The sequence below is a fragment of the Lysinibacillus alkalisoli genome (assembly GCF_014643595.1).
GTDB classification, from domain to species: domain Bacteria; phylum Bacillota; class Bacilli; order Bacillales_A; family Planococcaceae; genus Metalysinibacillus; species Metalysinibacillus alkalisoli.
On record NZ_BMJT01000006.1, the window covers coordinates 67,133 to 93,076 of the forward strand.

Genomic DNA, 25,944 nt, shown 5'->3' on the forward strand with positions numbered 1-25,944 from the left:
AACACCTCAACTTTTATACTAAAATGAGGGAGAATGCATTTGAAGGGATGGATTAAAGATGGTAAAAGAACTTTTACGTAACCACTCATCTGTACGCATTTATGATGGCGTGCAATTGAGTAAAGACAAGGTAGTCGATTTAATCACTACAGCACAAATGGCAGCTACTTCACATTTTGTACAAGCTTATAGTGTAGTGTGGGTAACAGATGAAAAAAAGAAAGAACAATTAGGCTTACTCTCTAATAACCCTCGACAATTTGAAACATCTGGTGCAGCCTTCGTATTTTGTGTAGACTTTAAACGACTACAAGTAGCAGGGCAGCTTGAAGGTGTAGATATTGTGGCTGATTCAGCAGAAAATGTACTTGTTGGGGTTGCTGATGTTGGTCTTTTCGCACAAAACTTCGTAGTAGCGGCAGAGAGTGAAGGATACGGAATTTGTTATATTGGAGGAGTGCGTAACAAACCTGAGGAAATTAGTGAATTATTACAATTACCTGACCATGTCTTTCCGTTATTTGGTCTAACCATTGGGGTACCAGCAAGACGTAATGAAGTGAAACCACGCCTACCTATTAGCACAATTCTTCACGAAAACACCTACGATGCAAGTCACTATGAAGAAGATTTAAACGCTTATAATAAAACGATGGAAACGTATTATAACAGCCGTTCTTCTAATCGTAAAATTGATAATTGGACAAAACAAATGGCTGATTTTTTAGTAGAGCAACGTCGTCCACATATAAAAGAATTTTTACAAAAAAAAGGCTTTACTTGGCAATAAAAAAATCGCGCGCATAACAGATGCGTGCGATTTTTATTTATTATGCTTCTTTCACAGGTTGGTCAAAATAGGTTGCGGCTGCTTGTTCATCAAATCTACCTTCCCATTTCGCAATAACAATCGTTGCTAATGAGTTACCCATCACATTGACCGCCGTACGAGCCATATCAAGTATACGGTCAATACCAGCAATGAACGCTAAACCTTCAACTGGAATACCAACAGAACCTAACGTTGCTAACAATACAACGAAAGACACACCTGGTACACCCGCAATCCCTTTTGAAGTAATCATTAATACTAACACTAATGTAATTTGTTGACCTATTGTTAATGGAATATCATACATTTGAGCAATGAAAATAGCGGCTATTGCTTGGTATAATGTCGAACCATCTAAATTAAAGGAATAACCTGTTGGTACAACGAAGGAGACAATGTCTTTTGGCACACCGAAACGCTCCATCTTTTGCATAATTTTAGGCAAAACGGTTTCCGAACTTGACGTTGAATAGGCTAGAATCAGTTCTTCTTTTAAAATCTTTACCAATGTAAAAATACTTGTCCCTACATATTTTGCGATTAACCCTAGTACAATAATGACAAATAAAAACATACAAACATATACTAATATCGCTAATTTCCCTAGCGCAACTAAAGAGCTTAAACCAAATTTTGACACAGTAATACCAATTAAAGCAAACACACCAAATGGCGCGAACTTCATTACCGTATTAGTTACCCAAAACATCGCATCAGCTACACCTGAAAAAAACTGAAGTACAGGTTGCCCACGCTCTCCAATGGCTGCTACCCCTAAGCCAAATAATACAGAGAAGAAAATAATAGCTAACATATCCCCTTGTGCCATAGCGTCGATAATATTCGTTGGCACAATGCTAACAATCGTATCACCAAACCCTGAGCTTTCAACATCCTTTGTCGTTTCCACATATGTTGAAATATCTGTTTGTGTAATGTCATTCATATTTACACCAACACCTGGTTTAGCAAGGTTAGCTGCTAATAAACCAAAGACGATGGCAATTGTTGTAACAACCTCAAAATAAATGATGGTTTTTGTCCCTAGGCGACCTAGCTGCTTCATATCACCTGTGCCTGCTACACCTAGAATTAGTGTAGATATAATAATCGGAACAACAATCATTTTAATCAAATTTAAAAATATTGTGCCAATTGGTTGTAAATACTTCTCTACGTTAGGGTTACCATAAAAAATAGCTCCTACAATAATACCGAGCACTAAACCAATTAAAATTTGATAAGCTAAGCTTATTTTTTTCTTTTTCAAGCTTACTCCCCCCTACAATGATATCGTTTTCAAAAAACTTGTTATCATTGTAGAAGGTGACTTATCAATTCCGACAAAATCCTACATTATTTTTTAAAATTTTATTGATAATATTTTTCGTTAGTTTCCACCAGTAACACTTGTAAAAAACGCTTTATATTCACTTTTATCTTTTTAGGCATGGGCTTTTCATCTTGAATCGCCTTCATACATAACCTGATTTCAGCAAATTCAAAATAACGAGGGGCATAATACTCAAACTCTTGACTGGCATAATCTACAGCTCCCATAATCGCAATATTATGCATAGCTGTAATAATAGCACGGCGTATTCTCTGTTCAATTGCTTTTGTTTCTTTCATAATATCGAGGGCTGTAAACTTAGTTTGCGATGCTAATTTCTCATATAAATCTTTGAGTGGTGGTAATTGTTTTAGCACATCATTTTGCTGGGTAAGCAGTTCGATGATGGCTACAATATCTTCACTCCCTGACTCGCCTACAATCCCTAAATCATTTAAAATAGACAATACAATATCTTTAACGGTACGCTGTTGCTCTTCAACCGCCTCTTTTTCAATATGCACTAATGATTTTTTGATAGTTAATAAAGATTGCTTTAAAAGAAAGCGCTCTGCTGTCTTTTTCAACACATTTGTTACTTCTATTTTATTAATCGGTTTATGAATAAAAAACTCCACATCTTGTTGATACGCCTCGCTAATCATATCTTTATTCACGACTTGTGAGATCATAACAAAATGCCCTTTAAAGTTAGCTTTTCTTAATTGATCAATTGTGACAATGCCATCTTGTTTTGGCATTAATAAATCAATCAAAACAAAGTCTGGATGACTTAATAAAATAGGTGCTACAGCTGATTCCCCGTCTTCAGCCTCTCCTACAATTACACCTAAATCACTATCAATAATAATTTGACTTAACATTCGTCTGCTCACAATGTCATCATCTACTATAAAATAACGCATATTCTCACCCCTGTAGTTTCTTAGTTGGTACTTTTACACGGAAACAAGCGCCCTGCCCCGTGCTTTCACAAGTAATCACTCCTTGTAATTGATGAACTAAATCTCGCACGTGAGACAGCCCAATACCTGTAGCTGCAACGCCTGCTTGATTATACTTCGTTGTAAATCCTGGCTCAAAAATAATCGTTGCATCCTCTGTAGCCACACCCATACCCTCATCCGTAACGATAAACCACGTATTCAACCCTTGCTCTTTCACTTGTATCGTAATAACCCCTCGCGTCATTGCTTCTACAGCATTGGCTACTAAGTTATTTAGAATCGTTAAAATGACTAATTGCTCTTTCACCGCATAATCTGTTAGTTGGTCCACTTGAATTATAATATTCTTTTGTAAATGTAACGCGTAATTTTCATTACTCACTCTCACATGTTGTACAAGTTGAGATAACTGTGCTTCATAACTATGATGGGTTGTTAAATTATTCAAACTTGCATAAATACGTTGAGAATCCTTCTTTACCTCATGAATTTCTTGGGCAATATGTAGAGCTGATGTGTAACTTTGATGCTCTTCTGTTTTTAATTGCCGATATAAGCTATAACTTTGCGCCATTACTTTTTCAATTTGATCCATCATTTTTTGCAAATAAAACGCTTCCATATACATAGTCGAGTTTACTGTTAAGTCAGCTGTCAGTTGACGTTGGCTGTAAGCTTGTGCAATTGAATAATAAATACCCACAACAAAAAAGCTCCTAAAACAAGCCACACCAATAATAAGAAGCCAACCCGTATAATCAATTGTAGTATGCAAAAATGCGTAACGTAACAATTGTTCACTACTGTTTGCAGTCACTTCAACGGCAACAGCTAGCACCCCTAATATAATAGCCCGCTCTCGCTGTTGATCTAACTTTAAAAACCGATAGCCGATACTATAAACTGTGTAAAAAATAAGCACAGGTGTATTTTCGTATAGGCTACTTAAAAAGGTATCACGATGGAAACCAATATCAATTAATGTGCGTGTTAATACAACAACTACGCCTGTTACAACACCTGTGCGTACAATGTGGGATGTGGGTCGAATTAATAATAATAACAAAAAAACAATACTACCTAAACCAAAACGAAAACTAATATGTTCAAAAGGTAATAATTTTATCTCACTGCTAATTGCTGTTAAGGTTGCAATAATAAATACCCATAGCCATTCATATTTATTATGGGATAATTGTAATGAACGTGGCATATCATCGCCTCTTTCTCTCCTGCTTATTCATTATTTTAACATTACTACACGGTCGAGAAGCATATAAAAAATGTCGTCATATGAATCAAACTTTATTAACTGAGCCACTATCTTCGCTATGCTACAACAACTCTTTATGAAGCATAGACTACGAGGCTTGATATGAAAATAGAAAAGTGGTAAAGGGAGCGATTATTTTCCCTTTACCACTTATTTTATTCTTTGATTTTAAGACCTTTAAGTTCGACCTCTTTAATCGGTAAGAATTGCTCGCCTGTGTCGCCATACGTAATCGCTAACTCATCTGCCACTTCAATATAAATAGCTAATGGTTCAGCCTCTGTGCTCACAATAAAGTTTTGACCATTATCTAGTAAAATGTTTACCATCGTATAATCGCCAATACGCTCTTTATACACACGTTGCACTTTACCTGTTACTTTTTTCTCCTCTGCATCTGCTACATTTTCTACTGTAGAGCCGCCTCTAGTAAGTGCCACTTTATAGAGTTTTAAAGCCTCTTGTGGTGTAGTAGCGAACACAGAAATTTCTGGGTTAGCTGCAGATACGATGAAATAATTTTGTAAGAAACCATTGGCATCTAACACAGGAGTTAGCCAACTTGCCTCTCCATAGAAATTATAAAGAATTGGCATTTGACCTTTCCACTTTTTCTCGATAAATTTCTTTTCAATGATTTGCAACGCACCTTGTGAGTCCATATATGACTCTGATAAATCACCTGTATAGTAGGTGGCTTCACCTGTTTGAGCATTCGTTAATGAATAACCTAACATAGAATCCACGCCTTTTTTCGGGCTGGTGAAGTCGGTAAAGTAATACATATCACCATTCTCATCAAAGACAGGACTAACGTTAGCTTCTGTCCCTTCATCTGATGGTAATTTAACATCTTTTTTACTCATAACGGAGTTCCAGAAGCCATGAATATAATTTCCGTAATAGCTATTTTGCAAGCTTACTACCTCTGGCGCAATTGCACCATCCACCCACTTAGGTACATCTTTTAATGCGTACTGCTCAATCTTACCTGACTGCGCATCTACCATAATTAAACCTTTGACGTCAAAGCCGTCACGAGCACTAATATATTTCCCGTATGAGCGAATGTAATAAGGTTTACCATCATCATTTACTTCCATTTGTGGTTTGCCATAGAATATCATCTTAGGGTGATTTAAGCGCATATGACGCGTTAAATTTTTATTTAAATATGCAGATGGGATATAGCGCATCTCTTGTTTAATAAATTTAGGGTTAGCTGTAGAATCTGTAGCACTCATCATAAAATAACCTGGTGTTGTGTCGCCCTTCATCCAGCGGAAAAAGCCTGTAAATTCCACTGGTGCTACATATACATAATCACCAGCTACTTTTTGAATTTGTAAACTACCTAATTCATAATAACTTGCATCAGGTACTTGTCCGAACGCTTTTTTCATTTTATTACGCACAAACTTTGGTGGTACACTTGCTGGTTTTTTCGTTTCATCAAATGGTGTTAACTCTACCTTTTCTTTCATCTCAGCCGATTTAAATTTATCATTGGCATTTAATAAAGGAGCAGCAAATAAATACGCACATGCCAATAAACTAACTAAAAAAATAGCCCCTTTTACCTTTCTCTCTGTACCCATTGCAAAAATGGCACCTAATAAGGCTAGCACAACAATCGCTGGCGCAAAGGCTAACCAGTTCATATCCATTTTTGTTACATATACAACAATCATCGTTGTCATTAAAATTAAAATAAAAGCACCAATAAATACTTTTACTTTAGCATTCATACTAGGGCCTGTACCATCTTTACGTTTACTAGCCATTGGCACAAGTAATATACTTGCTACTAGTGCAACAACTGCTGATGTTATAAAAAAGATCATTTTATGTCATCCTCTCTTCTTGTTATTTACGCAACACATTGAATTAAGTTTCACTTTAGGAGGTATTTTTCATGTTAGTACTCGCCGTTATAATTGGCCTATTTTATATTTTTGGCTTTTCATTTATTCCAGACTCACTCATATATGTGGTTAAAATAATCCCGATGTTATTGCTTATCATTTATGCTGTGCGTCTGCCAATAGCTAAATCAAATTACCGTACTTGGCTTATTATTGGCTTGATACTTTGTATGGTTGGTGACTTTACTTTGCAATGGTTTATTATTGGCTTATTGTTCTTTTTAAGTGGGCATATTGCCTACATTATCGCTTTCTTGTCAACGGCTAAAAATAGTCGCCCTATATGGATAACATTACTTATTACAGGGCACGCATTGTTGATGATTTATTTTATAGCCTTTGCTGTTTATCAGCGAGGGGACACCATACTAGCTATTGCTATAGTCGGTTACATTAGTGTCATTTTAACGATGGGGCTCATTGCTTTTAGAACAGGTAATTCATTGGCTATTCGTGCAGCGTTATTATTTATTATATCGGATTCTGTTTTATCTATTGATCGCTTTATTATTTCTTTAGATATGGCTCATATTATTGTGATGTTTACGTATTATAGTGCACAGCTTTTATTTGTTTTAAGCCTTTCGCAATATTCAGCCAATACTAAAAAGTGATACAATAGTATCGACATTCATGAGGAGGCATCAGTTATGATGAAAGAAAAAGTAATTGAACGTTTAATTCGTTATACAAAGATTGATACACAATCTGATTTTAAAAGTGATACTACACCATCTACCCCAAAACAGTTTGATTTATTACATGTTTTACAAGATGAACTTAAAGAAATTGGTTTGACTAATATCACACTAGATGAAAACGGCTATTTATTTGCTACATTAGCTAGCAATACTACAAAAGATGTACCTACTATTGGCTTTCTAGCGCATGTTGATACCACACCTGATTTCACAGGTACACATGTAAAACCACAGCGCATTGATCATTATGATGGCAAAGATATTGTATTAAATGATTCACTGACAATGTCAACAACCGAATTTCCTGAACTTAAAAATTACATTGGCCAAACATTAATTACAACGGATGGCACAACATTATTAGGTGCAGATGATAAAGCTGGAATTGCTGAAATTATGACTGCTATGGAATACTTAGTACAACATCCTGAGATTAAACATGGAGAATTACGTGTAGCTTTCACACCAGATGAAGAAATTGGTAGAGGCCCACATAAATTTGATGTCGAAAAATTTAATGCTGATTATGCTTATACGATGGATGGTGGCCCTTTAGGCGAACTACAGTATGAGAGTTTTAATGCGGCTGGTGCAGTAGTTACAACGACAGGCACAAGTGTACACCCTGGCTCGGCTAAAGATAAAATGGTCAATGCTATTACATTAGCTATCGAGTTTCAAAATGCGATGCCAAAAGATGCTGTACCTGAAAAAACAGAAGGTTATGAAGGCTTTATTCATTTAATGGACTTCTCTGGTCAAATTGAACATGCCGAGCTTTCTTACATCATTCGTGACCATGATAGAGAAAAATTTGAAGATAAGAAAAAATTAATGCAAACGGTTGTTCAACAAATGCAAACTAAACATGGCGAACAGGCCATTCAAATTGCGATAGAAGACCAATATTATAATATGGGTGAGAAGATTTTACCTGTAAAAGAGATTGTAGATATTGCAAGTGAGGCTATGAAGAAGCTGGGTATTGAACCTATTACTATGCCGATTCGCGGTGGTACAGACGGCTCTCAATTATCTTATATGGGATTACCAACACCAAATATTTTTGCTGGTGGCGAAAATATGCACGGAAAGTTTGAATATGTAAGTGCTGAAACGATGGAAAAAGCCACACAAGTCATTTTAGAGATTGTTCAAATGTTTGAAGCTCGTTAAGTTTGATGACCACACATAAGAGAATAGCGCCAATGCGTTATTCTTTTATTTTTATTCATAAAAAAGCTGCCTTGCTCTATAGAACAAGGCAGGCTTTCTGCATGTGATACACTTCCTAAATATGAGGGGGGTTTAGGAGCGTTTCATGAACTAGCAAACTTCTGGAGAAAAGTAGCTAAAGTTCAACCTCATTACACTCGTTTTGTAAGTGAGGATTAATCTTTACAATGATAATGATAATTGTTATCAATTAAAATGTCAACTGTTTTCCTATAATTTTTTTAAAAGGAGTGATTTTTATGCCTGCTTTAACGATGGACCAAGTACGTCAACTCAATAGTTACAGTATTTATACGACTGAACCTAAACGTGTTTTATTTACACTGGCTAATTTAGAACAAGACTTTTATTTAACCGATTTTCGCAATCTCCTTATGGGCTTAACAAATGCGCCTACTGAAGCGGCGGCAGTTTCCCACTTTGCAAGACGTTATGGCATGTTTTTTGCTATGCAATTTTATATGTTAGCCGCTTATGATGAAATATGGGATGGCAAGTTCGAGGACATACGCTTTGATGCAACAGAGGAGTTTGGCAATCACACGGTTAGTATGTTTGTAAATCCTAATGATTGGCGTTATGTTGACGATGATGAGAGAGAATCCGTTATCCAATCTATTTTATATAAACAAGGTCACATTTTTGTACAACAATTACGAAAGGTGACAAGTATTTCTCCACTTACGATTTGGGAGAATTTTTTCGGTTATTTACTTTGGCATTATCATGTATTACTAGAAAACCCCGGTTTAGCTGACCAAGCAATGGCGGATATTGAGATATTAGAAGCCTCAGAAACATGGGCATTATTCTCTAATAAATCTTGGTGGGCGGATTATACAGGTGGACAAAGCCCTTCTGCCCTTATTAATGTACCTGTACGAAAGAGTTGTTGTTTTTCTAAAGATATGCCTGGTTTAATGGCATGTGGCTTCTGTCCTTTAAAGTAAAATAAAAAAGTGCTATTATTTGAATAACGCAATGGTAAAGGAGGCATCCATATGACAGCATTTATAACAAATGCGTGTTTAGTACGTCACTAATTGTCTGTGGAGCGGTTACAAATACTCTCTTCAGACAATCATAAACATGATTAAAGAAGAGGAGCAAAAAAATGTTTATTAATGTGGCACAATTTAATTTTATAAAACAACAAGCAAAAAAAATAACGCAAGCAAAAAACACTACAAATGATGGTGCCGTTTTAAAGGCTGTACAGGAAGTCGTTATTGCTGACTTGGCGCAAAAAATTACCATGACAGAAGAAGAACTCACGTTATTATTGCCCATCATTGACCTTAAAAATCAACAAGAAGCAGAACAGTTTGTCAATACATTAGCTTCTTATGTTAAACCTTTTCCTGTTTTAACAAAGGCGACCATTAAAACATTATTTAAAAAAGAAAAGAAATTAGCTTATCCACCATTGGAACAAGTTGACTGGCAAAGTTGTTCTTTCATTGCATGGGATGATGTAAGTACAAATCGACGATATATCGTTTATGAACATGGCGACTTGCGTGGACTAAGAGGTGTAATCAGTAAAAATCATGTTAAAGGTGTTTGTAGTGTGTGTCACCAACATGGTACTGTTACACAATTTACTTTAGCTAAAAAAGGGAATCAAGTAGACCAATTCACGAGTCGTACCAATTATATTTGTGTAGATTCAGATACTTGTAACGAACAAATTAGCGATTTAGAACATATGCTGCAATTTTTTGCTTATATTGCACAAACCTAACAAAAAAGCATACCGAAATGGTGCTGCACCCCAAAAGTTAGAGTTAAAAACTAACTTTTGGGGTGTTTTTCTATGGCAAAATATAGCGAAGAATTCAGATTAAAGATTGTTCGAGAGTATTTGGAGGGTACTCAAGGTTATCTATTATTAGCACAAAAATAGGATATTCCATCTACAACGCCAATTAGAAGATAGGTAAAGGCTTATAAAGCTTTTGGAGTTGAAGGTTTACAACGGAAAATAGGTAAAGAAGACTATCCTGTTCAATTCAAATTAGATGTATTAAACTTTATGAAACAAACAGGTGCTTCTTACCAAGATACAGCGATTCAATTTAACATGAATAATCCGAGCTTAATCGCAATTTGGAACAGTAAATTTTTAAAAGAAGGAATAGAAGGCCTGCAAGAAAAAGCAAAGGGACGGCTGTCTATGTCAAAAAAACCAAAAGCTATATCTACTAAACCAGAAAAACCAATGTCTCGTGAGGAGCAGTTAGAACGCGAAAATGAACTGCTTCGTCTGGAGGTTGCGTATTTAAAAAAGTTGAAGGCTTTTCGAGAGAAACCGGATGCCTTCCTCGAAAAGCACAAGCAGCGATTGCCATTGAACTCAAAGAAGAAGGATTCCGATTAAAAGACATTTTTAAGCAAGTCGATATTCCAGAAGCAACGTATCATTATCATATCAAGCAGCTGAAGAAAAACGATCCAGATCAGGCTTGGAAAACGTTGATTTTAGAGGTTTTCGAGAAACATAAAGGTCGGTATGGCTATCGTCGAATCCATGCGGAATTAAAAGCGCAAGGACACAAAATCAATCATAAAAAAGTACAGCGAATCATGAATGAAATGAATTTAAAATGCGAAAAATTCGTGCGTAAGTCTCGTTATAAATCGTATAAAGGAACTATTGGAAAAGTCGCAAAGAATCGATTAAACTGACGTTTCAACACACCAAATGCCTTTCAAAAACGAGTGACTGACGTAACAGAATTTAAGTGTACAAATGATGAAAAATTGTATTTAAGCCCAATCATGGATTTATTCTACAGTGAAATTATTAGTTTCAGTCTGTCTAAACGCCCTACACTTGATTTCGTGATGGACTCACTTAAACAAGCACTTCCAATCATTCATGAGCGTGCGAATTATCGAACATCGATTCATTCCGATCAGGGCTGGCATTATCAACATAGCAAATGGATGAAAACATTAAAGCAAAACAAGATTTTCCAAAGTATGTCTCGTAAAGCAACATGTGCAGACAATGCGGTAATGGAGAACTTCTTTGGCTTACTCAAACAAGAAATGTATTACGGGGAGAAATTAATCTCATACGAAGCGTTACAGAAGAAAATTGAGAAATACATCGATTATTATAATAACGAGCGAATTAAACAAAAACTGGCCGGCATGAGCCCAGTAAAATACCGAACTCACGCCAGCCAATTAGCTGCATAAATAAAACTCTAACTTTAAGGGGTCACTACCAATTCGGTATGCTTTTTTGTTATTAGTTGCATGTAAGATGTATAGCTAAATCTGGCTGTGCTCCACTTTGTGTCACAACATATGCTGCAATCTCATTCGCATAAGAAATGGCATCTTCTAATGATTGGCCCTTACTTAAAGCTACGGCGAGTGCACCATTGAAAGCATCTCCAGCGCCTGTCGTATCCTTGACTGGTACTTTTTTAGCTGCCACATATCCATTACGCTTGTTAGTATAATAGAATACCCCTCTACTTCCTAAAGTAACCACTACTCCTTGTACACCTTTAGCAAGCAATAATTGGCACGCTTCCTTCAAACCTTTATCGTCTTGCGCTTTTACACCTGTTAGCAATGCTAATTCTGTTTCATTTGGCGTTAAAATGGTTACTTGTTGCAATAAGGCATCACTTAATGGTTGGGCAGGTGCTGGATTTAACATAATTTTTGTACCAGCAGCTGTCGCTAATTTGGTTGCTTGCTCAATAATCGCAAGCGGTACTTCTAATTGTAATAACAATATGTCGGCTGTTTTAATACAATCACATACTTCGTCTAATTGTTGAGCTGTAATATGATAATTAGCGCCTGGCACTAAGATAATCGCATTCTCACCCTGATCTGTTACTTGAATGATTGCCTGCCCTGTAGCGCCTTCTTGTTTTATGAAGGGCGTTTTAACATTTCTATCACGTAAATTTTGCAAGGCGTAATCTCCGTAATGATCCTCACCTACTGCACCAACAAAATACACTTCCGCTTGTAATTGCGCCGCTGTTACTGCTTGATTAGCACCTTTTCCCCCCATTCCAATATGGCATGATGTACTGTGTAATGTTTCACCTGGTGTAATAATATAAGGGACGCGATAAATCAAATCGACATTTATGCTACCTACTACTAAAATTTTTGGCATATGATCCCTCCAAACGCTCACTAATAATGTGCACTGCGTCAATAAATTGTTGTACAAAACCTACACGATTCACTTGATATAATACGTGTGCATTAGGCATGTGGTGGCTTCTTTTCTCATAATCCACTACTGTGGTCCCTGCTGTGTACTCACCTGTTGTTTCAACTGTTACAAAATAATCTGCACCTTTAAATAATTCAGGTGTAATTAAACAAGAAACTGCACATAAATCATGAAAACGCATAGTTCTATCATAATTATCCGCATGAAATGGTGTCTTTTTCATCATGCCCAAATAGAACGTTAACATCTCATAAATCTTATTTGCAAACGGACTATTTAATGCTTTAATCGCTTGCGCTTCCTCTAACGTAATATAAGCTTTATGTGTCACATCTAAAGGGCTCATCGTGATGGGGACGCCAGATTGAAAAACAAAAGCAGCAGCATGTGGGTCAACATAGGCATTAAACTCAGTGGTTGGCGACATATTCCCACCAACAGCAGCACCTCCCATCCATGAAATTTGTTTAATATTAGATTTCACTTCGGGGTGAGCAAATAATAGAGCGGCCACATTCGTTAATGGACCTGTTGCAATAATTGTAATTGGTACTTCACTTTTTTGAATAACATCTACCATTGCTTGGACAGCAGGGCGTTCACTACAAGGGAGTTGAGGCGTAGGAAATATCGTTTGACCAAAACCTGTTTCACCATGTACATCTTCTGCTACTGTTAATGTTTTAAACATAGGATGTTCTAACCCACGTGCCACTTCTACTTGCGCACCAATATAACTTAAAAAAGCACGCGCATTATAATTTGTTTTATCTTGTGAGATGTTACCACTACTCGTTGTTACAAGTTGTACAGCTAGACATTCGCTAGCAAATGCTAAAGTCAGCATCATCGCATCATCAATGCCTGGGTCTGTATCAATGATTACAGGTATCTTCTTCATATTCCCACTCCTCATCAGGTCATATCATAGGATTAATACTACATCATATTTTCATTTTTTCTTACATTATACATGAAGAACACGCCAAAAAAACCGACTTTATACATCTTGATAACATGTATAAAATCGGTTTATGTTTGATTAAAGGCTTGTAAAGAAACCTTCTGGATATTGAGCTTTATCATAATATGTGGTCGGTTTTGATTCCTCCTTATGTGTCAATGTTGTTTGTTGATCTAATAAATATGTCTCTAACGTAGATTGTAATAAACTCATCGCATCATTCCTCTTCTTTTAATTATCAGTATTTTCAGATTAATAAGAATATAGCATGTAGACATAAAAAATGCAAGCAGTAAAATTTACTGCTTGCTTATTTTATACCGTTACACGCTGAGGGCTTGCGTCACCATTTTTATCCTTCGTCATAAGTTGGATGATCAATAATACAATAAATACTGCAATCCCTGTAAAGTCTGTAATCTTTTCTGGCATGATCAATAATAAGCCTGTTGCAATAGCAATGATACGCTCAAACCAGTACATTTTACGATACCAAAAGCCAATAACACCTGCGCCAATGGCAACCATGCCAGTAATTGCTGTGATTACAACCCATAAGGTAGCATACCAAGTTGTATCAATCATTAACAATTGCGGAGAGAATACAATCATATAAGGAATAATAAAAGCTGCAATGGCTAATTTAGCCGAATTAAACCCTGTACGAATGGGGTCTCCACCCGATATACCAGAGGCGGCAAAAGCGGCCAACGCTACTGGAGGCGTGATATCAGCAATAATGCCAAAATAGAATACGAAGAAGTGCGCTGCTAATAATACTGCAATTGGAATCGCTGCTCCCGTCGCATCTGGTGCTAATAATGCAATAATTGCAGGCGCCGCAATCGTTGACGTAATAACATAATTAGCTGTAGTTGGCGCACCCATACCTAATATTAAAGAGGCAATCATGACGAAGAATAGCGTCAATAAAATATTGCCACCAGCTAATGATACTAAACTATTAGCTAAGCTTAATCCTAAACCTGTTTTAACAACGACTCCTACGATAATCCCCGCAGCAGCCGTAGCAGCTACAACACCTAATGCTGTACGTGCTCCGTCAACTAATGCCTCAATAATGTCCACTAGCTTCATTCTTGTATCTTTACTAAAGAAGGAAACAGCAATAGAAATGACAATACCATATAATGCTGCGTGCATTACAGGTATGCCGATTAACATTAAAACAATAATGGCTACAATAGGTAATAATAAATAAATCTTTTTGAAAACATCGCTACGTTTAGGCATTTGTTCATCTGTGAGCCCAGATAAACCAACGCGCTTCGCTTCAAAATGAGTCATAATCCAAATTCCTGTAAAATAAAGCAGGGCTGGAATGGCAGCTGCTTTCGCAATATCCCAATACGTAATATCACGTCCAATAAACTCCACCATTAGGAATGCTGCTGCACCCATAATAGGTGGCATTAATTGACCCCCTGTAGATGCTGCTGCCTCAACTGCTCCAGCAAACTCTTTACGATAGCCTAACTTTTTCATCATCGGAATCGTGTAAGAGCCTGACGTTACAACATTCGCCACAGAACTGCCAGAGATGGTGCCTTGCAATGCACTTGAAAAAATAGCTACTTTTGCAGGACCACCCACTAATTTACCAGCTAAAGCTACAGCTAAGTCATTAAAGTATTGACCAACACCTGTTTTAACAAGGAAAGCACCAAACAATAGAAACACAAAAATAAAAGTAGCAGAGACACTAATTGGGGTGCCTAAAATACCATCAGTTGTGTAAAACATTAAACTGACCAAGCTCTCTAAATCTTGCCCACGGTGCGCCATAAAATCAGGAAAATAAGCACCAAAATATGCATAGATTAAAAAGCAACATGCAATGATGGTAATGGGTAACCCTACTGCTCGCCTAGCTGCCTCTAACACTAAGAAAATAGCTATTAATCCTACTATAAAATCGACTTGTGATAAAATGCCAAAGCTCTGTACTAACGTTTCATAATTAAAAGTCCAATACAAGCCAACAACTACTGCTAAGAGCGCTAGCAAATAATCATAAATCGCAATCTTATCCTTGCGTCCGCCTTTTTTAGCAGGAAATAACAAGAAAATAAAAGTTAAACCAAACCCCAAATGGATTGTTCTTTGAATTTGTGCAGGAAACTGCCCCCATATTGCGGTATATAATTGAAAGAGGGAGAATGCTAATAAACCAAAGAAAATAACATGTTTCATGACACCACTTAAATTTCTCGTATTAGACTCCACATCATATTTTTCTAATATGGCTTGTTGTTGTGCTGCTGAAATTTGTTCAAACTCTTTTTTAGGCTGATTTGAATTTGTCATCGCATCTGAACTCCTTTCCACAATTGATATAATGACAACTTATCGACCCTACATTCATAGGCATGCCCACGTTGCAAATTATGCTTTAGATCATATTCCTTCTTATGATGGACAGCTAAGTCCAAATCAATATCACCAATATATATAACAAACGATGCTAACAAAGTAGGTTTATCAAAATATAAATGGTATCGATCTCCCTTACGCTCTAATCGTTGCCCTTGCTCTGCAGCGCTCGGCATACCTATACTCATATTTTCATATATCATCTCTGTCATCTTTATTTGCTGATCTGGTGTGATATCAAAATATTCAAATACATCTGTACGATGGATCGAATGCGTATAACGAATATAGAATATGCGGGGCTCTTGTAGCTCAATAAAATATAATGGCGCTTTTTCTTGATTTGTTTCTTGAAACACAATAACTGTTTGCCATGGCATATTTATTAAGAGGACTAGACTGCAAATTAGGAGTAAGGCGAGTATGCCTATTTTATATCGCTTGTGCATAATAAAAACTCCCTGTAATGAAAAAGGGCTCCAAGCCTTGTCGACAGAGCCCTCTTTTATCCTTATTGATTTACTTCGTCAAAATACTTTTGTGCACCTGGATGAACGGGAATACTAATCCCCTCTAAACCTTTTTCAGGTGAGATGAATTCGCCCTTGGCATGTGATATTTTACTCGCATTATCGTAAATGGCTTTTGTAATTTTATATACTAACTCTTCAGATAAATCGTTACGTACGCCTAACATTGCCCCTACAGAAACCGTTGTGCTGTCCTCTTTTAAGCCATACGTACCTTCTTTTACAACATCTTTTGCATAGTACGGATACTTTTCAATAAGCTCATCCGCCTTCTCTTCTGTCACTGGTACAATATAAACATCCGCTGTCGCATTTAAAGATTCTACAGCGCCTGTTGGTGTACCTGCTGTAATAAATGCTGCATCAATTTGGCCAGATTGCAGCCCATCTGTAGACTCACCAAAGTCTAAGTTCTGCGCTTTAATATCATCCATTGTTAAACCATGTACCTCTAATAATTGCTCCGCATTTGCATACGTACCTGACCCCGGTGCACCTACAGATACTTTTTTTCCTTTTAAATCCTCAAATGATGTAATACCTGTTTTTGCAATGGTAACCAGTTGAACAGTTTCAGGATATAATGCCCCTAATGCAGAAAAAGAATCTACTTTTTTATCAAACATAAATTCACCCTCTGTTGCATAATATGCAATATCTGTTTGTAAAAATGCAATTTGTCCTTTATCTGCCTCTAAACCTGCTACATTCGCTGCTGAAGCTTGCGATACTTCGGCTGTTGTTTTAATCCCTGTCTCATCTGTGATTAAATCTGCAAATGTCCCACCAAGAGCATAATACGTACCTTGTGTGCCACCTGTTAATAAGCTTAAAAACTTTACATCTTCTGTCTTTTCTGACTCGCTACCTTTGCCATCGTCCTTGCCTTGATTTGCACTAGAGTCATCCTTTTTGTCTCCACAAGCTGCCAATACTAATAATGCAAAGGCTAAAAGTAATACTACATACCACGATTTCTTTTTCATATCCCCTGTCATCTCCCTTACTTTTTTTGCGTATTTTTAACTACAATTTACTTTGTCACACAAAATATACGATACGAGAAAACAAAATCAGTTAGAACATCATATCCCCTTCTATATCAGTCGTTTATTTCATATAAGGTGTTATGCTACAACAATTATCGCGATTTTTTAAAATAATTGTAAAAATAAAAAGTAGTTATTGTTTTAAAAATTCCCAAAATTTCATTATGATAAACATAATATGTTATGCGATATGGCAAGCGCTCTTTTTTAACCGATAAGAGCATTAAGGAGGTGAATAAGGATGGATATTAATTCTCTCATGTCTACACAACTTATGGACCTACAACAAACTGTTCAAATGAGTGTAATGCAAAACGCCATGAACATGAATACAACTGCTGCCATGACATTACTAGAAGAGATGCCACAAAATGCTAGCCACCCATACAAAGGTGCTACTATTGATATCTCGGTTTAATCATGTACCCTAGATAAAAGAATACTAAAAACCAGCAAACCGACTTTTGCCAGTTTGCTGGTTTTTCATTCATAATAACAAGTAGGTCGCGTTTTATGAGTCACCTTCGCCACGCGTCAACGTAAAATCATATGTTTTCTCTGTGTCCTTATAGCTTCCTTCTATTCGGTCTCCTGTTAATGACCCTTCAATTTGAAGCATACGCTCACCCAAATGCAACACACCTGTCGCTTTTTCCTCTTCATATGTTACTGTGGTGAAGTCTGCTTCTTCAATAGCCTCACTAGGTACGGTAATTTGCCCTCCTGTTGGCGTTAAATAAACGTAAATTGCCACTGGCCCATCTGAATGTCTAATCTCGCCATGCCAATGACCGATAAATTCGTTCGTATAATCTTTTTCTTCCTCTTTTTGTTTTGCACAGCCTGTTAATACAAGTAAAAAAATAGCACAAACTATTAGATATCGCTTCATAGTTGCACCTCCTTTACCATAGTATCGGTTTAGCCACCATCAGCCATAACATAATGAGTAATAATAGGATATAAAGCCATACTGCTCGTGTTAACTTTTGTACAAATATAGCTTGATTGTAATGTGGTGTGGCAAAAGTGCGGATTGTTGGTTTGAACGCACGAGCTAAAAAGAAAACAGAACCAATCATAACAGCAAATGTTAAGACAACCCATGATGTTAACCAACTATACCCTCCTAACCATACGAGTAACATACCAGATGGCACGACTACATACATGCCCTGCATGCCCTGCATGCCCTGCATGCTTAACAAGGGCGATACTAATTTGGAAAGTAACAAGATAGCTAGTCATTTGCTCATAACTAGCCGTTTGCATACGCTTTAATAAGGGTAGTAGTACAAAGAGTGGCCCAATTGATAAAATCGCACTCACGATATGTATGTAAAGTAAAATAAGATACACGGTTTGAAGTCCTTTCTGTCCCATTTCGACTTCATTATACCATGCATCATTGTTAATGCTTTATGAAGCTGTGTTAAAGGTTCATGAAGTCTATTGCATAGCGCTATACAATTGGTCACACCGTAGTTTATAGTAAAAATAGAAGGAGGTGAATCAGATGGGCATTCATCACTTTTTTACCAGTCTAAATGACTTAGAACGAATTATCCGTTGTCCTGGACGCTTTAAATTTGAGGAACATAATGTAGCAGCACATTCTTGGAAAGTTTCACAGTATGCCATGTTTTTCGGTACGTTAGAGGAAATGGAGGGTGCAACTATTGATTGGAAAGCTTTGTATGAGAAGACGATTAATCACGACTTTGCGGAAGTATTCATTGGCGATATTAAAACCCCCGTAAAGCATGCAAGTCCTGAACTCAAGCAAATGCTTTCACATGTAGAAGATAAAATGATGGAACAATTTATCGTAAAAGAAATCCCTGATCGTTTCCAAGCCGTATTTTTTGACCGTATGAAAGAGGGTAAAGATACAACCGTTGAGGGTCGCCTGCTTGAGTTTGCAGATAAACTTGACCAATTTTACGAGGCTTTTGCGGAATTAAAGCGTGGGAATAGTGACCCTGAATTTGTCAATATGTATGAGACAGCACTAACTAAATTGCTTGCTATTCCATTACAAGCAAGCGTTGACTATTTCCGAAGGGAAATTTTGCAAGACGCCATAAACGAAGAAACACAAATTGACATCCAACAAATCACCAAAAACATATTAGCCAATCATTAAGTTTTCGAACACGTTTGTGACGAAAGCTTTTTTATTTGGTGATATACATAATAAAGAGATAAAAGAAGATGAATATCCCCTTTTACCTCTCCTCTTATATAACCACACTTTTATGCACTAAGCATTGCCTAACTGTATTAAACGGTCTGCACTTTGTGCCTGCTCCATATTATGAGTAACCAGCACAATCGTCTTCCCGTAGTCATCTCGTAATGATTGAATGAGATTGAATGAAATGTTGGCTAACTCCTCGTCCAGCGCACCTGTAGGCTCATCTGCCAAAATGATATCGCCTGGTTTAACAATCGTGCGAGCAATAGCGACACGCTGTTGTTCTCCACCAGAAAGTGTATTCACTTTGTCATTGGCTAAGTGAGCAATGTTTAGGAGTGCTAACACATCATGGATTTTATGTTGTTTTTCTTGTGATGTTTGCTTGTCATATGCCATAGCAAGCATGAGATTTTGTGTCACTGTAATCTCTGAAACTAAAGCATAGGATTGAAATAAATAGTTAATATGGTTTCGACGAATTTTAGTGGCTGCTCTCGAATTAATGTTTGGCAAAGTTTGTTGTTTAATTTTAATTTCGCCTTGGTCTATCGTCTCTAATAAACCAATCATGTTTAAAATAGTAGATTTACCACAGCCAGAAGGACCAACAAGTGCGACAAACTCTCTTTCAGCCACTTGCATGGATAAATCATTAATGACTACCCTACTCCCAAACTTTTTCGTTACATGATTTAATTCAATAATGTTCATTCTTATTTCTCCTTAATTGAAAGAAGTAATTGTTTTATGTCATTGCGAGACATATAAAAATAGAAAATGATTAGTTGTAATAAGCCATAAATCCCCACTAATAGCATTCCCATATTCGATTGGAAAAGTATTACGATGAGGGCTTCAATTACCCATAACAACAGTAACAATATAACGGGCACCTTATACATTTTAAAGAAATCAAATCCTAAAAACTTGGACACATATAATCGCTCATTATTAGAGAGACGGTACACATACGCAAGTGATAACAATACAACAATAGACAATCCAATAATCCCTAAAATAATCCCTAAAAACCAAGTAATCATTTGCTTTAAGTCTTTTTGTAGACCATTAATATACGCTTCGATTTTCACAAACTTTAACTTATTGTCATTCAAATGATATTGCGTTAAATAACGGTCTGTTGTATATTTTTCTGCTGTTTGCTCATCTTTAAATTTGATAAAGCCACTTAAATCATTCACTCGTAAACTCTCAGACTGTTTAAAGTGCATATTCTCAGGTGTTACCATATAAATAACAGCATCCAACGTTGTAATACCGCCTTTTGCTTCGGTATTCCAGTTAAATACTGGTTCTTTATAATGATAGTCGATGAATTTGAAGGATTTATGCTCATTAAAGGTAGTTGCAATATCATCCTCGGTAATGCTCATCACATCATTTTCTTTTATCCATGCAATGAGATTGGCTTTCTCACTATCTGTATATGTATCTGGGATAAGGTATACTTTCACACCAGACTCTGCTTCTTTTATGACAGCCTCTTCTACATCAATCCCCAACTCTTTTAAATAGGACGGTGAATATGTCATATACCAAAATGGTCGGTCTGGTACACTTTCATAAATAGCAACACTTCGATAATTATCCAAAATTTCTTGGCTCATGTATTCTGTTGATGCGATGAAAACAGAGGGGTCCTGATTAATGGCGTAATACCAGTCGTAAAAATCCTGATTTAATGTATTAGATGAACCCATAATAGTACCTGCATCATTACCTGGGAGTACATCTCGTAACGTCAGATAATCGGATACCGATTTCCACTGTTGAGAAGTCTTTATATTTTCAGCTACCATTTTCATTGGGCCATCTAAATAAACACTACTCCAAACGAGCATCACGCTGAGTACGATATAACCTAAAGTACCAATGGCATACAATGATTTAGTGGGAATTTTGCCTTTAATCGCATCTATGGACTTCATAGAAAATACAAGAATACAAGCTACACTAATCATTAGGACAATTAATAAAATATTAAATAGACCACTTAGGAAAATATAGGATAACGCCATTTTTGAAATGACATACCAGCCACTCATATACCAAATACTAACACCAAATAAAGGAACAATACTAAGCGCTAACAGAACGAATGGTGTAAACAATTTTTTGGCAATTGCCACTTTAGACCATCCTAATAAGAGTAAGTTGCCAAAGTTTTTCAAACTGCTAATCGCAATAGACAAGAATAGCACAAATGTACTTACCATTGTCATAGCGCTAAAAATAAATAAATATATAGACATCAGACTTCTAATGCTGTTGGAGCCACTCTGTGATTTAACTAACTCCTCTGGTGATTGATTCGTCACGGCTGATAGCTCTTTAAGAAACATAGCTACTTCATTGTCATTAGCAAAGCCATAAATCGTATAATCCCCATTCACACTACCATTTTTCTCCATCAATGTTTCCAGTTTAACAATTGCATGTGACGAGCCAAAACTAATGCTAGGCACTTCTTTTATTTCATTAATCGAACCATTCACATTACCTATCGCAGCATACTTATTATGATGCGTTAAGAGCGTTGAGATATCGTCTTGCGAGACTAATGTACTCCCTAAAATAGAAACGGTAGGAAAATGATTGGCAGAACCTGCAACTCCAATCATATTACGTTGTGTTTCTGTATTCTTTACAGAAGTAATTATTGTGAGCTCTGATTGACGATTAAATAGTTGAAGAAGATCTTCTTTTCGATCTTGTGAAAGGTTTTTCAAATAGATTTTTTGTCCGTTGGGGCTCTCTTGAATATTTGTCCATTCTTTATCGTATAGCAAACTTAATAGAAAAGTTGCCATCACAAGAATAAGACCTGCTTGGATGGCAACTAATAGATAGGCAAGATAACGAATCGGACCAATTAATTGTACTTTTTTCATGCCATCTCACCTTTTATCACCACTGTGTATATGTTGATTCAATAAATCATCAATATGCCTTTAATGGTTTTTACTTACAATTATACGTTATTCGTTAGTAAAGTAAAGGTAAAGTGCCATCATTTAGCAAAATGAGAATAAAACAGAAATTGATTTGCCTAAATAGCAATAAATCCATACTTGCACGCATAAAAAAGCAACCAACTGATAAATCAGCTGGCTGCTCTTTAAAATAAAGACCATGGTAAAGTTTGAGGTGGTGCACATTGAAAGCTAAGTTGCTCTTTTGTAGTGGGGTGAGGGAATGCTATAGTAGTTGACCATAAGGCAATTTGTTGTCCTTTTTGATTCACATGTTGACCATATTTTTGGTCGCCATATAAGGGCCATCCCATGGTGGAAAACTGCACGCGTATTTGATGTGAGCGCCCTGTTTCTAACTGCACTTTGATAAGTGATAAGTCGCCGCTTGTTGCTACACGCTCATAATGTAAGATGGCTTTCTTCCCTCTTTTATCATGAGCAGGTACTACAAATACTTTGTTTTTTGCTTGGTCCTTATAAAGATGATGCACAAGTTGACCTTTAGCTTCTGGTTTGCCCCTTACTACAGCCAAATATACTCTCTCCATCTCATGTTTACGTAATGTATCGGATAAGCGAGACGCTGCTTTTGAGGTTTTAGCAAAGACCATAGCACCACCCACCGGTCGATCTAAACGATGCACTAACCCCAAATATACATTGCCCGGCTTATTATAACGCACTTTAATATCTTGTTTTAATAATGTTAGTAAGTCTTCATCACCGCTTTCATCTGCTTGTACAGGTACATTCACAGGCTTTTGTACAACGAGAAGGTGATTATCTTCATATAATATCATTTATATCTTTTGCTCTTTTCTAATTTTATTGAGTAAAGCTTCACTTGCCTCATGAATCAACTGATAAGTTTGCTCAAAATCATTCGTAAAGTAAGGATCAGGCACTTCTGTTAATGGATTGTCGATTAGCGTTAAGAGTAATAGTACTTGCCCTTTAGGTGCTGTAATAACTTCTTTTAAATTTGTTATATTACTCTCGTCCATAGCTATAATATAATCGTACATCTCATCCTCTTTTACGATTTGTCTTGCCTTCATACCCGTTGTATCAATACGATGCTCTGCCATTTTCTTCAATGTGCCTTGATGCGGGCGCTCCCCAATATGCCAAGAGCCTGTACCTGCTGACTCGACTTCAATTTGGTTTTGTAAACCGGCTTGTAATACTTGGTGTCTAAAAATTGCCTCCGCCATAGGAGAGCGACAAATATTACCTAAACAAACGAATAATACACGTACCAAAATGATTACCTCCCAATTATTTTTTATTTTATTTCATCATTTACATACTAGCGAAATATTGCTATATTAGGAAGCCAAAACTTGTAATTATGGGGGCTGAAAGAGGTTTAGCATTTATGAGCTGTGGTATACTTTCCTATATGAAAAATAAAGAGGTGGCATCTGTGAAAAAACCATTAACGATTATGTTAACAAAGTCTATTCAAAAAGCAAGTCAATTAGCAGGTAAGGGCGGTAGTACAACACCTGGTGTGTATGCACGTAAGTTATTCCCTAATATTTTACGTGAAGTGCGTAAAAATGTGGGCCATGTTATTTTCATTACAGGTACTAATGGTAAGACTACAACATCTAACGTGTTAGCAACTATTCTTTTAGCCAATGGTAAGCGCGTTATTAATAATAAAGAAGGCGCTAATTTAATTACAGGGATTACAACAGCTTTTGTAGCACCACAAAATATTAGTGGTACAAAGAAATTTGATTATGCGGTTATCGAGATTGATGAAGGTTCTATCCAACGAGTGACCAAAGAAATTGCTCCCGATTACTTTGTTTTTACTAACCTTTTTAAAGACCAAGTAGACCGCTTTGGTACAGAAGAAGATTTAGCCAATACATTACGTAATGTTCTTGAACCTTTTGATTGCCGTTTCATTTTAAATGGTAATGACCCTCACGTCTCTCACATTGTGACACACCAACAAGCAAAATACTTCGGCTTAACAAAAGATGCTTTTAATTTTGATGCTATTGCAAATGACGAGCATGTTCACTGTCCAAAATGCCAAAGCACATTACACTTCGACTATCAATTGTATTCAAAACTCGGCAACTTCGCATGTACAAATTGTGATTATAAAGCACAGCCACTTGAATATGCTGTGACACAAGTCAAACCCGGCGAAATTACGATTAATAATCACCCTTATCGCGTAGCTTTAGAAGGTGGCTACAATGCCTTTAACGTGGCAGCAGCTGTCGCTGTAGCAAGCGAATTAGGTTTAACAGATGCTGAAATCGCCAAGGGATTAAATGCTTTAGCATTAGAGAACGGACGTATGGAACGCTTCTCGTTAGAAGGCACTGAAATATTATTAAACTTAGCGAAAAACACTGCTGGCTTAGACGTGAGTTTATCCGCAATTGATACATTAACAGGCACTAAAAATGTTTACATTGGTGTAAATAACACAGAATATGACGGCACAGATAGCAGTTGGGTAAATGATGCGGATTATGAATTAATTAAACGTGATGATGTGCATGCAATTTATTGTGGCGGTACTTGTGCGAATGATGTTAAACAAGCACTTTTAGCTGCTGGTTTTGAAGAAAGTCGGGTGCATATTACAACCTCAGCACCACTAGGTAGTCAAATTATTCAAGGTGCTGATAGCGTTCTCGTTATTCCAAATTACACATTGTTAGAACCTGTGCGAAAACAGTTAGTTAAATAAAGGATATTAACAACGGATGGCGAAGTAAGGTAGTACACCACTATTAGGAGGAATGTTTATGCTTTCAGAAAAATTACATCAAGCGTTAAACGATCAAATGAATTTTGAGTTTTATTCTGCTCATGCTTATATGGCTATGGCTGCTTATTGCACAGACGAAAATTATGATGGATTTGCTAATTTTTATCTTGTACAAGCAGAAGAAGAACGTTTTCATGCTATGAAATTTTATAACTTCTTAAGTGATATGGGCTACCGTGCTACCATCACAGGCTTTGACACACCAGGCAATGACTTTGCTTCTATTTTAGATACCTTTAAAACCGCGTTATCTCACGAGAAAGAGGTAACGAGCCGCATTTATAAACTAGCAGATATCGCTTTTGATGAGCGTGAACATGCTACAATCGCTTTCTTAAAATGGTTTATTGATGAGCAAGTAGAAGAGGAAGCTACGTTTGATAACTTGATTAAACGTATTGAACGTGTAGAAAGTGACTCTAACGCCATCTTTATGTTAGATACCGAATTAGCATCTCGTAAATTTGATGCTGCAGCACAAGAATAATCTTTATGTGAAAGCCCTATGCGATTGTTGGCATAGG

The 25,944-nt window shown here is 36.7% G+C and carries 26 protein-coding genes and 2 pseudogenes; 12 read left to right on the forward strand and 16 right to left on the reverse strand.

From position 1 onward, the window contains the following. The first annotated feature begins 58 nt into the window (after positions 1-58). Entirely contained in the window at positions 59-790 is a 732-nt protein-coding gene (nfsA, locus tag IEW44_RS10010) for an oxygen-insensitive NADPH nitroreductase (protein WP_188614911.1), read from the forward strand. 40 nt (positions 791-830) lie between these two features. On the opposite strand, the gene IEW44_RS10015 is transcribed toward nfsA, so the two are convergent. The 4 genes from IEW44_RS10015 to IEW44_RS10030 all read right to left on the reverse strand — a co-directional run bounded on the left by IEW44_RS10015 (position 831) and on the right by IEW44_RS10030 (position 6,250). Further along, positions 831-2,102 (reverse strand): cation:dicarboxylate symporter family transporter, encoded by a 1,272-nt coding sequence (locus IEW44_RS10015; protein WP_188614912.1) that lies wholly within the window; start codon positions 2,100-2,102, stop codon positions 831-833. 101 nt (positions 2,103-2,203) lie between these two features. Further along, a complete protein-coding gene (locus tag IEW44_RS10020) occupies positions 2,204-3,091 on the reverse strand; it encodes a response regulator (RefSeq protein WP_188614913.1) in 888 nt (295 codons plus the stop codon). A gap of 4 nt (positions 3,092-3,095) precedes the next feature. Continuing rightward, the gene (locus tag IEW44_RS10025) at positions 3,096-4,346 is read right to left on the reverse strand and encodes an ATP-binding protein (protein WP_188614914.1); all 1,251 of its coding nucleotides are present in this window, start codon (positions 4,344-4,346) and stop codon (positions 3,096-3,098) included. 215 nt (positions 4,347-4,561) lie between these two features. Beyond that, the gene (locus IEW44_RS10030) at positions 4,562-6,250 is read right to left on the reverse strand and encodes a hypothetical protein (protein ID WP_188614915.1); all 1,689 of its coding nucleotides are present in this window, start codon (positions 6,248-6,250) and stop codon (positions 4,562-4,564) included. Between the two features lie 71 nt (positions 6,251-6,321). Here IEW44_RS10030 and IEW44_RS10035 point away from each other — a divergent pair, with 71 nt between their 5' ends. The 7 genes and pseudogenes from IEW44_RS10035 to IEW44_RS10065 all read left to right on the forward strand — a co-directional run. Beyond that, complete coding sequence (locus tag IEW44_RS10035) at positions 6,322-6,945, forward strand: lysoplasmalogenase (RefSeq protein WP_188614916.1); 624 nt, start codon at positions 6,322-6,324, stop codon at positions 6,943-6,945. 39 nt (positions 6,946-6,984) lie between these two features. Beyond that, positions 6,985-8,208 (forward strand): peptidase T, encoded by a 1,224-nt coding sequence (gene pepT / locus IEW44_RS10040; protein ID WP_188615061.1) that lies wholly within the window; start codon positions 6,985-6,987, stop codon positions 8,206-8,208. A gap of 299 nt (positions 8,209-8,507) precedes the next feature. After that, positions 8,508-9,218, forward strand: coding sequence for a Fe-S oxidoreductase (locus IEW44_RS10045; RefSeq protein WP_188614917.1), 711 nt, complete (start codon positions 8,508-8,510; stop codon positions 9,216-9,218). Positions 9,219-9,382: 164 nt separating this feature from the next. Continuing rightward, on the forward strand, positions 9,383-10,012 hold the full coding sequence (locus IEW44_RS10050; protein ID WP_188614918.1) for a FusB/FusC family EF-G-binding protein: 630 nt from the start codon (positions 9,383-9,385) through the stop codon (positions 10,010-10,012). A gap of 291 nt (positions 10,013-10,303) precedes the next feature. After that, positions 10,304-10,648: a hypothetical protein gene (locus IEW44_RS10055; protein WP_188614919.1), complete on the forward strand. Its 345-nt coding sequence runs from the start codon at positions 10,304-10,306 to the stop codon at positions 10,646-10,648. 95 nt (positions 10,649-10,743) lie between these two features. Continuing rightward, positions 10,744-10,956: an IS3 family transposase gene (locus IEW44_RS16130; RefSeq protein ID WP_188614920.1), complete on the forward strand. Its 213-nt coding sequence runs from the start codon at positions 10,744-10,746 to the stop codon at positions 10,954-10,956. Between the two features lie 15 nt (positions 10,957-10,971). Further along, positions 10,972-11,475: pseudogene (locus IEW44_RS10065) on the forward strand (IS3 family transposase); the annotation flags it as partial. A 52-nt stretch (positions 11,476-11,527) separates the two neighbouring features. Here IEW44_RS10065 and rbsK read toward each other — a convergent pair. The 6 genes from rbsK to IEW44_RS10090 all read right to left on the reverse strand — a co-directional run bounded on the left by rbsK (position 11,528) and on the right by IEW44_RS10090 (position 17,358). Beyond that, on the reverse strand, positions 11,528-12,421 hold the full coding sequence (gene rbsK, locus IEW44_RS10070; RefSeq protein ID WP_188614922.1) for a ribokinase: 894 nt from the start codon (positions 12,419-12,421) through the stop codon (positions 11,528-11,530). Continuing rightward, positions 12,396-13,385, reverse strand: coding sequence for a nucleoside hydrolase (locus IEW44_RS10075; RefSeq protein ID WP_188614923.1), 990 nt, complete (start codon positions 13,383-13,385; stop codon positions 12,396-12,398). Before IEW44_RS10075 ends, rbsK begins: the two co-directional genes overlap by 26 nt. A gap of 141 nt (positions 13,386-13,526) precedes the next feature. Next, on the reverse strand, positions 13,527-13,661 hold the full coding sequence (locus tag IEW44_RS16010; protein WP_268236365.1) for a hypothetical protein: 135 nt from the start codon (positions 13,659-13,661) through the stop codon (positions 13,527-13,529). A gap of 102 nt (positions 13,662-13,763) precedes the next feature. After that, positions 13,764-15,776, reverse strand: a complete 2,013-nt coding sequence (locus IEW44_RS10080) for a TRAP transporter permease (protein WP_188614924.1) — start codon at positions 15,774-15,776, stop codon at positions 13,764-13,766. Next, the gene (locus tag IEW44_RS10085) at positions 15,773-16,291 is read right to left on the reverse strand and encodes a DUF1850 domain-containing protein (RefSeq protein WP_188614925.1); all 519 of its coding nucleotides are present in this window, start codon (positions 16,289-16,291) and stop codon (positions 15,773-15,775) included. The genes IEW44_RS10080 and IEW44_RS10085 overlap by 4 nt, the downstream gene beginning before the upstream one ends. Positions 16,292-16,353: 62 nt before the next feature. Further along, complete coding sequence (locus tag IEW44_RS10090) at positions 16,354-17,358, reverse strand: TAXI family TRAP transporter solute-binding subunit (RefSeq protein ID WP_188614926.1); 1,005 nt, start codon at positions 17,356-17,358, stop codon at positions 16,354-16,356. A gap of 304 nt (positions 17,359-17,662) precedes the next feature. On the opposite strand from IEW44_RS10090, the gene IEW44_RS10095 reads away from it, so the two are divergent. Next, entirely contained in the window at positions 17,663-17,839 is a 177-nt protein-coding gene (locus IEW44_RS10095; protein ID WP_188614927.1) for a putative motility protein, read from the forward strand. A 93-nt stretch (positions 17,840-17,932) separates the two neighbouring features. Here the strand turns inward: IEW44_RS10095 and IEW44_RS10100 are convergent, their stop codons facing one another. Together IEW44_RS10100 and IEW44_RS10105 are read right to left on the reverse strand one after the other, a co-directional pair. Then, a complete protein-coding gene (locus IEW44_RS10100; RefSeq protein WP_188614928.1) occupies positions 17,933-18,313 on the reverse strand; it encodes a hypothetical protein in 381 nt (126 codons plus the stop codon). Between the two features lie 13 nt (positions 18,314-18,326). After that, positions 18,327-18,804, reverse strand: a pseudogene (locus IEW44_RS10105) (hypothetical protein). Between the two features lie 133 nt (positions 18,805-18,937). Here IEW44_RS10105 and IEW44_RS10110 point away from each other — a divergent pair. Continuing rightward, positions 18,938-19,567: a YfbR-like 5'-deoxynucleotidase gene (locus IEW44_RS10110; protein WP_188614929.1), complete on the forward strand. Its 630-nt coding sequence runs from the start codon at positions 18,938-18,940 to the stop codon at positions 19,565-19,567. 117 nt (positions 19,568-19,684) lie between these two features. Here IEW44_RS10110 and IEW44_RS10115 read toward each other — a convergent pair whose 3' ends face one another. The 4 genes from IEW44_RS10115 to IEW44_RS10130 all read right to left on the reverse strand — a co-directional run bounded on the left by IEW44_RS10115 (position 19,685) and on the right by IEW44_RS10130 (position 23,879). Further along, positions 19,685-20,332, reverse strand: coding sequence for an ABC transporter ATP-binding protein (locus tag IEW44_RS10115; RefSeq protein ID WP_188614930.1), 648 nt, complete (start codon positions 20,330-20,332; stop codon positions 19,685-19,687). Positions 20,333-20,334: 2 nt separating this feature from the next. Then, on the reverse strand, positions 20,335-22,533 hold the full coding sequence (locus IEW44_RS10120; RefSeq protein ID WP_188614931.1) for a bacteriocin-associated integral membrane family protein: 2,199 nt from the start codon (positions 22,531-22,533) through the stop codon (positions 20,335-20,337). Between the two features lie 227 nt (positions 22,534-22,760). Beyond that, complete coding sequence (locus tag IEW44_RS10125) at positions 22,761-23,417, reverse strand: RluA family pseudouridine synthase (RefSeq protein WP_188614932.1); 657 nt, start codon at positions 23,415-23,417, stop codon at positions 22,761-22,763. Continuing rightward, positions 23,418-23,879, reverse strand: a complete 462-nt coding sequence (locus IEW44_RS10130; RefSeq protein WP_188614933.1) for a low molecular weight protein-tyrosine-phosphatase — start codon at positions 23,877-23,879, stop codon at positions 23,418-23,420. 164 nt (positions 23,880-24,043) lie between these two features. Between IEW44_RS10130 and IEW44_RS10135 the strand changes: the two genes are divergently transcribed. Further along, positions 24,044-25,339: a MurT ligase domain-containing protein gene (locus tag IEW44_RS10135; RefSeq protein ID WP_188614934.1), complete on the forward strand. Its 1,296-nt coding sequence runs from the start codon at positions 24,044-24,046 to the stop codon at positions 25,337-25,339. Positions 25,340-25,397: 58 nt separating this feature from the next. Continuing rightward, complete coding sequence (locus IEW44_RS10140; RefSeq protein WP_188614935.1) at positions 25,398-25,907, forward strand: ferritin; 510 nt, start codon at positions 25,398-25,400, stop codon at positions 25,905-25,907. Positions 25,908-25,944 lie beyond the last annotated feature (37 nt).